At 71.0% G+C, this 11,322-nt stretch carries 14 protein-coding genes; 10 read left to right on the top strand and 4 right to left on the bottom strand.

Annotated elements, in window-relative coordinates:
- The 3 genes from GWK61_RS48265 to GWK61_RS48255 form a co-directional block, all read right to left on the bottom strand.
- Positions 1–1,716, bottom strand: a 1,716-nt coding sequence (locus tag GWK61_RS48265; protein WP_194920189.1) for a TrbL/VirB6 family protein, incomplete at its 3' end; no start/stop codon positions are given.
- A 3-nt stretch (positions 1,717–1,719) separates the two neighbouring features.
- The gene (locus tag GWK61_RS48260; protein ID WP_194920186.1) at positions 1,720–2,085 is read right to left on the bottom strand and encodes a pilin; all 366 of its coding nucleotides are present in this window, start codon (positions 2,083–2,085) and stop codon (positions 1,720–1,722) included.
- 349 nt (positions 2,086–2,434) lie between these two features.
- On the bottom strand, positions 2,435–3,229 hold the full coding sequence (locus GWK61_RS48255; RefSeq protein ID WP_194920184.1) for a hypothetical protein: 795 nt from the start codon (positions 3,227–3,229) through the stop codon (positions 2,435–2,437).
- A gap of 700 nt (positions 3,230–3,929) precedes the next feature.
- Between GWK61_RS48255 and GWK61_RS48250 the strand changes: the two genes are divergently transcribed.
- From GWK61_RS48250 to GWK61_RS48215, 8 genes are all read left to right on the top strand, one after another.
- Positions 3,930–4,673: a hypothetical protein gene (locus GWK61_RS48250; RefSeq protein ID WP_194920182.1), complete on the top strand. Its 744-nt coding sequence runs from the start codon at positions 3,930–3,932 to the stop codon at positions 4,671–4,673.
- Entirely contained in the window at positions 4,670–5,671 is a 1,002-nt protein-coding gene (locus GWK61_RS48245; protein WP_194920180.1) for a TRM11 family SAM-dependent methyltransferase, read from the top strand. Before GWK61_RS48250 ends, GWK61_RS48245 begins: the two co-directional genes overlap by 4 nt.
- Positions 5,668–5,949 carry a hypothetical protein gene (locus GWK61_RS48240; protein WP_194920178.1) on the top strand — a complete coding sequence of 94 codons (282 nt, stop codon included), beginning with the start codon at positions 5,668–5,670 and terminating at the stop codon, positions 5,947–5,949. Before GWK61_RS48245 ends, GWK61_RS48240 begins: the two co-directional genes overlap by 4 nt.
- Positions 5,946–6,800, top strand: a complete 855-nt coding sequence (locus GWK61_RS48235) for a hypothetical protein (RefSeq protein ID WP_194920175.1) — start codon at positions 5,946–5,948, stop codon at positions 6,798–6,800. Before GWK61_RS48240 ends, GWK61_RS48235 begins: the two co-directional genes overlap by 4 nt.
- Before the next feature lie 97 nt (positions 6,801–6,897).
- Positions 6,898–7,491 carry a hypothetical protein gene (locus GWK61_RS48230; protein WP_194920173.1) on the top strand — a complete coding sequence of 198 codons (594 nt, stop codon included), beginning with the start codon at positions 6,898–6,900 and terminating at the stop codon, positions 7,489–7,491.
- A 177-nt stretch (positions 7,492–7,668) separates the two neighbouring features.
- Positions 7,669–8,031 carry a hypothetical protein gene (locus tag GWK61_RS48225; RefSeq protein WP_194920171.1) on the top strand — a complete coding sequence of 121 codons (363 nt, stop codon included), beginning with the start codon at positions 7,669–7,671 and terminating at the stop codon, positions 8,029–8,031.
- A 336-nt stretch (positions 8,032–8,367) separates the two neighbouring features.
- Positions 8,368–8,889, top strand: coding sequence for a hypothetical protein (locus tag GWK61_RS48220; RefSeq protein WP_194920168.1), 522 nt, complete (start codon positions 8,368–8,370; stop codon positions 8,887–8,889).
- On the top strand, positions 8,886–9,032 hold the full coding sequence (locus tag GWK61_RS48215; protein WP_194920166.1) for a hypothetical protein: 147 nt from the start codon (positions 8,886–8,888) through the stop codon (positions 9,030–9,032). The genes GWK61_RS48220 and GWK61_RS48215 overlap by 4 nt, the downstream gene beginning before the upstream one ends.
- A gap of 94 nt (positions 9,033–9,126) precedes the next feature.
- On the opposite strand, the gene GWK61_RS48210 is transcribed toward GWK61_RS48215, so the two are convergent.
- Complete coding sequence (locus GWK61_RS48210) at positions 9,127–9,285, bottom strand: hypothetical protein (protein ID WP_194920164.1); 159 nt, start codon at positions 9,283–9,285, stop codon at positions 9,127–9,129.
- On the opposite strand from GWK61_RS48210, the gene GWK61_RS48205 reads away from it, so the two are divergent.
- Positions 9,286–9,579 carry a helix-turn-helix domain-containing protein gene (locus tag GWK61_RS48205; RefSeq protein WP_194920163.1) on the top strand — a complete coding sequence of 98 codons (294 nt, stop codon included), beginning with the start codon at positions 9,286–9,288 and terminating at the stop codon, positions 9,577–9,579.
- 114 nt (positions 9,580–9,693) lie between these two features.
- Positions 9,694–11,280: a tyrosine-type recombinase/integrase gene (locus tag GWK61_RS60245; RefSeq protein WP_194920162.1), complete on the top strand. Its 1,587-nt coding sequence runs from the start codon at positions 9,694–9,696 to the stop codon at positions 11,278–11,280.
- Positions 11,281–11,322 lie beyond the last annotated feature (42 nt).

Here is an 11,322-nt window from a genome sequence, read left to right as displayed (position 1 = left end):
GCTGAACAGCGCCTGCTGCCGCCCCCCGCTTCGGGCCGGCGGGGCCGGCGGATCGGCCAGGGTGCTCGGCGGGCCGGGCCGGGCGGTCTTCGGCGGCGGCGGGAACAAGCCGGGCTGGACGTAGCGGGGCTTCGGCGCATCGGCCGCCGCACGCTGGCGGGCGGCCATCCGGTCCTGCCGCGTGGCCGGCATCGGGAACGGTCCGCGCGGAGCATCCGGTGCCGTGCCGGCCGCACTCGCACGCCGTCCGCGCGGTCCCGGGCCGATCGCCAAACGCTGCCCCGCCTCGAGAGCCAGGCGCGGCCCGGAGCCGGAACGAGCGCGAGTCTCTCCGGACTCGTCAACCTGCGACACCGTGACGGTCGCCGGTCGCGGCGCCCACCCGGACGAGCCGGGGCGATACCCGCCCCCACCGGCCATAGCGGGCAGCAGCGCCAGGGCGGAGCTCGGCGCTCGGGGCGGCACCGTACCGTCCGGACCGGACCGCTGGGGCCGGCCCTTGAATGCCTTGCCAACCATGCCCATGGCCTTGTAGGCCAGGACTTCCTTGCCGACTTTCATCAGCGTGGAATGCGCCCGCCCGAAGATCATTCGGCTGACCCAGACCGGGATCCGGATGAGGATCCAGAACAGCGCCAGGAACACCAGCAGGTCCACGAATCCGCTGCTGGTCGGCAGCCCGATCGCGTTGACGCCGCCGGGATCCAGTAGCACCTGCAGCCCGGCGATCAGCGTCAGGGACTGGCCCATCTGTACCGCCAGGGTGCCGAGCGAGGCGCGCCACCAGATGCGGGCCAGGCCCTCGGTCTGCGGCAGGGCGAGGGTCGACAGCGCCAGCGGCGCGGACACCGCCAGAATGATTGCCAGGGCGACACGGACGACGTAGGTGATGAGCAGGACGATCGCCATCCCGGCCACGGCCAGGCCCAGGATCGACAGGAAGATCCCGCCGCCCGCGCCGGTGATCGACCCCGTGATCATGTTGGCCAGGGCGGTGCCGGCCTGGTTCGGGTCCAGGCCCTGCCCCATGATCCCGGCCGACACGATGTTGGCGACGTGGATGACGAGGCCGAACAGCGCCAGGCTCGCATTGCCGGCGATGAAACCGAAGATCAGCCTGGGGATGATCTGCTTGGCGGCGTAGCGGGTCTGCAGCGTCTCGTGGGTCATGATGACGACCGCGCCGGCGAGGACGAACAGGATGTACAGGCTGTTGGCCAGCACTGCCATGCCGGTCCAGATCTGGCCGACCCGGGCCATCGTCGTGACGTCCGGCGTGGCCAGAAGCGTGCGTCCGAGAAGCGCTAGAACCGGGTTCAGCGCGTCCTTGACCAGGCCGGCGAAGAAGTCGTCGATCGCTTTCTTGATCTGCCCGGGGATGTCGTACCAGGACGGGTCGTCGCTGCTGCCCGAGGTGCTGCCCGGGGCGTTGGCCGGGGGTGGTGCGGTCACCGGATCGGTCGGGGCTCCGGGGCCCAGACCGATGCCCGGAACGCTCGGCGAAGGGTTGGGAACCGGGGCCGGATCGGCGGCCAGAACGGTGGCGGTGGACGTGGCGGGCAGGTCGGCGGCGGAGGCGTCGGCGGTCGGGATGACGGCCAGTGCGATCGTCGCGGCCAGCAGCAGGAGTGCCGGGATGAGGCGGGCCGCGCGTGGCCGGCGGGGCGGGTGCCCGCGGTGACGCGGGCACCCGCTGGCGGAGCTGTTCTCGGCCATGGTTCAGCCGCCGACGATGCTCTGCAGGATGGTCATGATCACCGGGGCGAGGACCGCCAGGGCGTAGCCGACAGCGGCAGACTTGAACGCCGACTTGGCCTTTTCGACTTCGCCGGGATTGCCGCCGGAGATGACGTAGCGGACACCGCCGAGTGTCAGGAACAGCGTGGCGACGGCGGCCAGGATCCCGACCAGCCAGGTGCGCAGATTGCCGAGCACGGTGGGGATGTCGCCGACGGCCAGCACCTGGCCGTGGGTGTCGGCCATCGCCGGTGCCGCGTTGCTGAGAATCAGGATTCCCGAGGAGCAGGCGGCGACCAGTGCTATGCGCCGCAGGCGCGGCGAGCGGGTGATGCGGGAGACGTGCATGGGTTGGTTCTTCTTTCGGGCAGGGAACGCCGAAGGAGCGTTTGTGCGGGGGGGGATGGGCCGGAGAAGTCCGGAGGAGAGCCAGTCCGGCGAAGCCGGTGGCAGGGGTTTCCCGGGGCGCACGACACCTGCTCCTCTCGAGGGGGAAGGCGGTGTCGGGGTGGTGCGGAAGGGGTCAGCAACGCGCGAGCGGCTACCCGGAAAGGCCCCGTCTCGTGGACGGTCTGCGGTGGGCGATGAAGCGAACTTGCTTCTCAACCCAAGAAGTGGTTTTCGGGGCCGGTTTTTCTCAAAGACCCACGCAAGCCCAGGTCAACGACTGCGTGGCCAGCGCGGTGGCCTGGGGCGGTCAGCGGGTGCGCAGCGTCCCGGATTCGATGGCGGCCAGCAGCCGATCGACGGCCGTCTTGCGGTAGCGGTACAGCGTCGCCGTCGACACGCCCTTGCCGCCGCGCGTGGTCCAGGTGCCCAGCGCCAGATCCGCAGCCACGACTGAGAAGTGCTCGCCGTCCAGGTACAGCCGACCGATCATCTCGGCCTCGGTCGCCGACAGGATGTCCATCTGCACGGCCCAGGACAAGATGAGATCCGGGTGGGCGACCGGGATCAGCGGGACGGTGGAGTCCGGCGGGTTGTCGGTCAGAACACCGGAGGTGGGCTCGGATTCGCGGGCCCGGTAGCTGGCGTTCAACGCCCGGAAGCACAGCCATCCGGCGATATCGGTGATGTCCGGGTCGTCGACGTCCACGACCTTCAGCGCCGCCAGGAACTCGGTGAGCAGTTCGGCCTGGATGTCGTACAGGTTGCCCGGGGAGTTCAGGCAGATCCGCAGGGCGAATCCGGCCAGGCCCGGATAGGCCAGCCCGCAGGCCGCGACCGTCCAGGCCGCATGGCCTTCGCGGGACAGGTCGATAACCGCCGCCCAGATCGCGTGCTTGGCGTCGGCGCTGGTGTCCCGCGACATCAACAGCTCCTTCAGCTCCCCGAGGTAGATGTCGCGCTCGGGCAGGCCGTGTCCCAGCGCTTCGCCGGGAAGCGCCAGCCGGCACGGCTCGGCGGCCAAGGCGTCGAAGGACTTGCGCAGGACGTCCAGCGGCGTGTCGTTGAGGGCGCCGCGCTTGGTCGGCTGAGGGTTCGCGTTCACGGTGATGCTCCCTGAGGAACGGTGATGCAGCGGGGTGCTGCGATCGGGGAGCCACATCGAAAACTCCGGCGGGGTCAAAACCGGGTCACACCGGTAGCAGGCCGGTGGCACCGCGGGGTCACACCGGTAGCACTTCGGAGTAATCCGCGGCCCCGGCTGCCCCGACAGGCGTGACACTCTCGCCGCTGACCTGCACAGGTCCCGGCTCTATCCCCAGCCGGGCCAACCCCGCGAAAAATCTTGAAAAAAGGTGCTCGCATCCCTTGCCAAGCACCGCTGAGCCGTCCAGGTCCCGCCCTGCCGGCTCCGGCCCCGTTCAGGGCTGGTCCGTACTCGGACGCGTGCTACTTAACCCTGCGACCTGCACGATTCCGGATGTCGATGCTGCACCGTCCACCCGGGAATCGCTTCCGCACCGGGCGGCCGTGCTTCCGGGGCGAACGACGGCGGTCACCGCGTCGCGACGACCGTGCTACCGGGGTGCTACTTAACCCCGTGACCTGCAATAACAGACGTAAATCCGGCCGGTGCCCCATCGCCGAACGCCTCGCAGGCTGGCCTTCATCCCCCACCGGGACTCCGCGGTCCCACCGCGCTCCGAGACAGCAGCCTTTGACAGGCACCGGCCCGGGCGCGAGGCCCGTTTGAGAAAAAACGGCGCCGAAAACCACTTCTTGGTTAGGTCAGCAATCCACCGCGAATGGCCGCACGGCACCGCAACGCCATGCACCACCGCAACGAAATCCTCTCCACCGACAACACCACACCGCGCAGCGCGAGCACGTCCCGCGTCCGAGCACCGAAGGGCATCGGAGTTCCCACCAGCGTCTGGTTCGACAACGGCTGGGAACCCGATCTCGAAGAGCAGCTGGACCGCGAACACGCCGGGCTCGTGCTGCCGGACTGGGCTTCTGATCGACTCGTCGAGGAGTACCTGTCCGGCGACTACAGCCTCGCCGTCTCCGCGTTCGCCCCGGCACCGGTCTACGGCGAATACGGCTGCGACCAGTCTGCCCACCACGACGTCTTCGGCGACGCACCTGTCGGGCTGGCGATCATCGAGTTCCACGAGCCGCGGACCCGGCAAGAGTTCACGGAACGCAACCTCAACCCGCACCGGCCCGAACTCGCCGGCGAATACCTGCGCTCAGTCCTGTCCGAGACCCGCAACATCCTCGTCCGCGACGGAATCCTCGCCGTCGCGCTGTCACGCCCGGTCCCGGGCGAGCGGTTCACCGATCGCACCAGCGACGTCATCGCCCTGGCCCGTCATGCCGGCTTCGCCTATCTGCAGCACCTGGTCGTCATCGACGCCCGATTCACCGAACACGACAGCACCGATCCGCGCCATCCAAGCCGCGCCGAAACGGACTCCGAGATCCCGGTCCACACCCGCATCCACAACGACGTCCTCATCTTCACCCGGAAGGCCGCCAGCAAGTGACCCACCCCTGCCCCCAGCCCGACATCACCGATCCGGACTCGGCCGCCGCTGAGCACTCCCGCAGCAGCGGCGCCCTGTCGCGTTCTGTGTGGCTCACCGCCCAGCGCAACTCCCGCTCCCAGCGCGTCGGCCGCTACCTCCCCGAATCGGTGGCGCACCCGGCGAAGATGCTGCCGCAGATCGTCCGGCACGCCATTACGGCCTACACCTCCCCCGGGGATCTGGTCGTCGACCCGATGTGCGGGATCGGCACCACCTTGGTGGAGGCACTGCATCTGGGCCGGAACGGATTCGGCGTGGAATACGAGCAGCGCTGGGCCGATCTGGCCGAGCAGAACATCGACCTGGCCCGCCTGCAGGGCGCAGGCGGATACGCCGAAGTCGTCCACGCCGACGCCCGCGCCATCACCCAAGTCGTGCCCCGCGCCATCGTTGGCAAGGCCGCCCTGGTGATCACCTCTCCGCCGTACGGAGCGAGCCTGCACGGGCAGGTGAAACCGACCGCCGAGACCGGCACCCCCGGAGTCCAGAAGTTCGACTACCGCTACTCCACCGACCGCGGAAACCTCGCCCACGCCTCCTACGAGGAGCTGATCGACGGCTTCGCGCAGATCCTGTCCGGCTGCCGGGAACTGCTCAAGCCCGGCGGCATCGTCGCGGTCACCGCCCGGCCGTGGCGCGAGCACGGAGAACTCGTCGACCTTCCCGGTGAAGTCATCGCCGCCGGGATCCGCGCCGGACTGACACCGGTCGAGCGATGCGTCGCGCTGCTGGCCGGAATCCGCGACGGCGAGATGATCGCCAGGCCCTCGTTCTTCCAGCTCGCGAACATCCGACGCAAACGCGAAGAGGGCGAACCCCAGGCCGTGATCGTCCACGAGGACGTGCTGATCTTCGCGAACCTCCCGACGTCCAGGAGTTCGAGCGGACCGGAGGATTCCGCGGCAGCCGACGGGCCTCCGCCGACGGACCGGGCAGGCAGGCCGGAGGACTGGTGACAGACGCCGGGGCCGGCCGGCGCTGCGCCGGTCGGCCGGCGATCTGCGACCGCTGCGCCGTGGATCTGCAGATCGACCCTGCCGGCCCCTGGTGCCGGATCTGCCGCCGCGCCTGGCCCGGATCTGGCCGCTACCCCAGCTGCCCGATGCCCGCGGTCGCCACCGGCGCGACCGCCCGCACCACCGGGCTCCGACTGTGTCGCCTGCACGCCCGACGCCTCGTCGATGGCGCCGGCCCCGACGCCGTCATCGCCGACCCAAAACCGCAGCCCGAATGACCCACCCCCACCGCAAGGAGCACCCCATCACCACCGGTTCCGACCGCACCGCCCACATAGCCGCCACCGCCCCGGAGAACCCCGTGCCTCACCGCTCCACTGCCCGCCGCACCCTCACGATCACCGCCGCCGTGGCCACCGCCGGTGCCCTGGCCGCGGGCCTGTTCGCGTGCTCGTCCGGCACCGGCCCCACCACCGTGCGCAGCCCCGCCGCGCCGGCGACCTCGGCGCCCGCCACGCCCAGCACCACCGCTCCGGCCGGCGGCGTGAGCGGCGCCGCGCTGCGGGCGCTGCTGCCCACCAGCGCACAGCTCGCCGCCGGGATCACCGCCTCCGGCATCTACGACACCGGCACCGGCTTCACCGCCGAAGCCGACCTGCCCGCCCCGTCGCTGCCCGGCGCGGACTGCACCGCCGCCCCCTCGCTCAACGCCGACGTCGCCACCGCCGACTTCCGCGCCGCCTACGCATCCGAGGAACTCGACAAAAACGGTAACTCCTTGCAGCTGATCGTCGCCGCCACCAACCCCGGCGACGCCGCCAAGCAACTGGCCGAGATCCGCGCGCTGGCCGCGCGGTGCGCCAGCTTCTCCGCCCCGGACGCCACCGGCGCCTCGGTCGGCGGCACCGTCCAGGTCGACACGTTCGCCGGCATCGGCGACGAGGCCATCCGGATCCGCGTCGCCGCCGCCGGACCGAACGCCGCCAAGTACAGCCAGCCCGAGGTGATCCTCGTCCGCGTCGGCGACAAGCTCGCCGCCGTCTCCGACAACGACCAGGCCCACAACGAAGCCGCGGCCGTCTCGGTCGCCAGGTACCTGGCCCAGGGACTGGCCGGCAAGCCGCTGTAGCCCCCACGTCCTGCGAGGCCGGGCCGGCAGACGCCGCGCCGGCCCGGCTGCCCCGCTCACCCACACCCCCTCCCCCTTCACCGCGCCCTCAACGGAGGTGCCTGCCATCCCCACGAACGTCCCCGACGACACCGCCCGGCACGATCCCTGGACGGCCGACGTCGCACCTGTGATCCGCCGCCTGCCGGCCGCCGCACTACTCCTAACCGCCGGCTGGACCATGCTGGTCGTGTTCACCGGCGGGCTGTGCATCCCGGTCAGCTTCCTGGCCGGCTGCGCGATCGCCCGACGACTGTCCCGCGCCAACGCACGCCGGCGCTGGTTCCCCGCCGTGGCCGCACTGCTGGCCCTGTTCGTCGTCGGCATCGGCGACCTGGCCGGCGCCACGGTGATCGCGCACTGGGTGCTCGACATCCCCGTGACCGACGCCGCCGCCGATCTGTTCGACACCAGCCTCGGACGGCACGTGCTCCTGACCGCCGGCGTACTTCCGGCCGCCGTGGCCGCCGCCGTCGCGGCAGCCGACACCTACAGCCGACTCGCGGCGAGCCTGAGGATCCACGCCTACTTCCACTGCCGCTGGTCGGTGTGCCCGACGCACGCCCCGCTTCAGCGCAACAAGACCCACGCCCGCACCGGTCACGGATCACCAACGTCCGGCCGGCAGCACCACTACGGCGAACCCGAGTAGCCGCCGGCCGGCCCCGCCGCGGCGTCGCCCAGCACACCCCGACCCCAGGCGGCCGTCGGGAACGGCGAACAGCCCGCCGACCCCGACACCGACCACATCCATGACCAAGAAGGGCGGCCCAGCCATGCCGCGACACACCAGACACGACACCGTTCCGGCGACCTCCGCAGGTGCGCGATGAGCGCCCGGCGCGGCCACGGCTGCGGACCGCCGCAAAAGCAGCGCGGCACCGCCGATATCCGGCCGTTGAAGGTGGAGCACCGCCGTCAGGCCGCTGCCCGCCGCAAACAAGCATCGATCTTCCGCACCGCCAACCCGAACGCCCGCCTGGTTCCCGACCACGCCTGCGGCAAGGTCCGCTACACCAGCGCGGACACCGCCCGCACCGCCCTGGCCCTCATCGCCCGATCAAGCGACCCCGGCACACGCATCCCCGTCCGCACCTACTCGTGCCCCGGGTGCGACGGATGGCACCTCACGTCCTCGCCCACACCGGCCTCCGGTGCTGCGCAGCGGCCCGGCAAGCCGAACCCCAGCTGAGCCGACACCAACCCCTTGCCCGACACCGAGATCCACACCGCCGTACCGCCACACGGGCGCCGCAGCCCGCCCTGGCCGCGACCACCAATGTGGCCGCTGCTCGCCGCCTCGCCCCGGCGGAAACGGAGCGAGCACACCCCCGACCGCTCCGCCCCCGCCGCAGCGACACCGACTCGCGGCACGGGCCGCCGCGGTCGTGACTCGATGCCCGACAGGTCGGCCGGCCTCGCACCGGCCGTCACCGCCCTGGCTCGCCGGAGCCACTGCGTGCTCCGGCCGAGCCGCCATCTGTCCGTTCCCCCATCACCCGCTCGCTTTGTGATCTGGAGTTCACCCGTGCCCACCACCGGCTCCCCGGTTTCCACCTCCACCCACCCCTGCCGATCCGAGCAGCCTTCCCGTCCGGCGATCGGCCGCGCCGTGGCCGTCGCCGCCGGACTCACCCCCGCCTGGGGTCTGCTGTCCGGCCTGACCCAGTACCACTTCGCCTATGCCTGCCTGCTGGTCGGCCTCATCCTGGCCCGGGTCCTGGTCCGTACCCCCGCACCGCGCCAGCCCTGGCTCCCGGCGCTCGCCGCCGTCCTGGCGTTCGCCGTCGGATTCCTCGGCGACACCGTGGCCGTCGCAGTCGCGCTCTGGGCCCACTACGACATCCCGGCCGGAACGATCGTCGACCACCTCGGCGAGCTGTTCGACAACGTCGCCCGATCTCACTCAGCCATGGACTGGGTGTTCTTCCTGCTCGCCGCGGTCGCCGCCGCGGGCCTGACTGCCAGCCGCCAGATCACCGGCGCCGACCCCTTCACCCGCACCACGCCGCCCACCGCGACACGCGACGACGACGCGGACGAACGATGACCCAGCCCGCCGGTGACGCCACCGGGTGGGGCCGACTCGCCGCCAACGCCGAGCCCCGCGACGTACATCGGCGCCTGGCCAGCGCCGCCCTGTGGGCCCACGCTCACCTGCCCGCCGACGACCCCGCGCGGCGTGCCGCATAGCCGCAACACCGCCGGGGCGGGTCCATCCCGCCCCGGCGCCGACTCCCCGCCACCTGAACAAAGGACTCGCCATACGCACCGCCACGAATGCCGTTCAACCCTGCGCACCCTCATGTCCCGCACTCGATATCGGCACCGGGAGCCTGCCGCGCCGTAGCGCGTTCCGCACCAGGGACACCGACAACTCCTCGCCGTCGGCCGGTAGTTCCGGTGCCACGCGCTCGGCGGCCGACACCGACTCCAGCGCGGTCACGTGAGACGAGTACTCACGCTGTCCGAAGTCGGTGACCTACCGGTGGTGTTGGACGTCGAGGAGGCCGGCGCGCTGCTGGGGATCGGGCGCACCAACGCCTACCGGATGGTCCGCCGCGGGCAGTTTCCCACCCGCGTGATCCGCATCGGCGGCCAGTGGCGCGTCCCGACCGCAGACCTGCTTCACCTGCTCGGCCTGGCCCCGCCGACACCGGCGCCGGACCCCGACACGGACCCGCCCCGCAGCGGCCTGTCGCTGGTCAACCCCGACCTCGATGTCAAGGACTTGACGTAGCGGCGGGATCGGAGCGTGGATCGACCCGCAACCCGCGGATTCCGCCCCACGCGCACCCGGCGTACACGGCACCCCGCGGACCCCTGAACCTGCGATGAGACAAGGAACGACGTCGTGGCCAAGAACAACCCCATCTTCAAGAAGTGCGGCTGCCGCGGACCGGTGCTCGACGCGGCCGGCACCCCGGTGCTCGACGCCGACGGCAAGCCGAAGAAACGCCGGCTGGGAGCCGGCTGTCCGCAGCTGCGCCGCGGCACCGGCTGGAACCCCCGGCACGGCTCCTGGCACTACCAGATCGAGATCAACATGGGGCCGGACGCCGACCGGGCGCACCTGGGCCGCGGCGGCCTCGCCACCTCCGATGAGGCCGAGGCGCAGATCACCGCGATCCGAACCCTGGTCGCCATCTCCGAGGAACACGCCGACGACCCCGAGGCCGCGGCGAAGATCCGCGCCGAGATCGTCGAGCGGATCCAGATCGCGCTCAAAGACCGAACCTCACTGCCGGACGCGGTCGAGCTGCGCACCGCCGCCCGCGTCGGGCAGCCGATCGTGAACAAAACCACCGTGGAGCAGTGGCTGACCGACTGGCTGGACGGCAAAGGCAAGATCGTGGCGAACACCAAGCGCGGCTACGCCACCCACGTCGCCAAGTACCTGATCCCGCACCTCGGGCAGGTCCCGCTGGACAAGCTCCGGGTGTCACACGTGAACGCGATGTTCAACGCGATCGCCGAGGACGCCGACATCATCCCGGCCGAGAACGCCGCCCGCCGCGAGGTGGAGGCCGCTGCCAAGAAGGCGTGGAAGGACTCCGACCCGGTGGCGGTGCGTGCCGCCCGAGAGAAACTGGCGACCATGCCGCCCTATCGGCGCCCGGCCAATGCCGCCACTCGTCAGCGGATCCGCGCCACGCTGCGCTCAGCGCTGTCCGCGGCGCAGCGCGAGCAGCTGATCACCGTCAACGTCGCCGCGCTGGCGGAGTTGGAGTCCGGCAAGCGCCCCAAGGCGCTGGTGTGGACCGATGCGCGGGTCCGGCGGTGGAAGGCCACCGGCGAGATGCCCTCGCCGGTAATGGTGTGGACCGAGAAGCAGACCCAGGCGTTCCTGGCCCGCGCCGAACGGCACGAGCACTACGCGCTGTTCCAACTGGTCGCGTTCACCGGACTGCGGCGCGGGGAGGCATGCGGGCTGCGCTGGAACGATTTGGACCTGCCGACCCGCAAGATGACCGTGGCCCAGCAGATCGTGCAGATGGGCTGGGAGACCGCGATCACCGCCCCGAAGTCCGATGCCGGGGCTCGCGACGTCGGCCTGACTGCGCAGAGCGTCACCGCACTGAAGACCCACCGCAAGGCGCAGAAGAAGGCCAAGCTGGCGCACGGTCCGGGCTGGATCGACACCGACCTGGTGTTCACCGGACCCGACGGATCCCCGCTGCACCCGGCCTGGGTGACCGACCAGTTCAAGCTGCTGCTGCGGGAGGCCGGACTGCCGCCGATCCGGCTGCACGACCTGCGGCACGGCGCGGCAACCCTCGCCCTGGCCAACGGCGTCGACATCAAAGTCGTTCAGGAGATGCTCGGACATTCCTCCTCAACCATCACCCGTGACACCTACACCTCGGTGTTCGACGAGTTGAAACTGGCCGCCGCCGATGCCATCGGCGCCGCGCTGACCCGAACCGACAACGCCGCGTAGGGATGTCGTCGCTGCCGACTCGCCGGGGATGAATAAGAAAGC

The sequence above is a fragment of the Catenulispora rubra genome (genome assembly GCF_015356825.1).
Classification (GTDB): domain Bacteria; phylum Actinomycetota; class Actinomycetes; order Streptomycetales; family Catenulisporaceae; genus Catenulispora; species Catenulispora rubra.
This window is presented reverse-complemented; position numbering and strand designations above follow the sequence as displayed.

Coding starts and splice junctions, on each gene's coding strand:
- GWK61_RS48260 (WP_194920186.1), bottom strand. CDS start 2,085: ATGCACGTCTCCCGCATCACCCGCTCGCCGCGCCTGCGGCGCATAGCA.
- GWK61_RS48250 (WP_194920182.1), top strand. CDS start 3,930: ATGGCCGCACGGCACCGCAACGCCATGCACCACCGCAACGAAATCCTC.
- GWK61_RS48235 (WP_194920175.1), top strand. CDS start 5,946: ATGACCCACCCCCACCGCAAGGAGCACCCCATCACCACCGGTTCCGAC.
- GWK61_RS48225 (WP_194920171.1), top strand. CDS start 7,669: ATGAGCGCCCGGCGCGGCCACGGCTGCGGACCGCCGCAAAAGCAGCGC.
- GWK61_RS48215 (WP_194920166.1), top strand. CDS start 8,886: ATGACCCAGCCCGCCGGTGACGCCACCGGGTGGGGCCGACTCGCCGCC.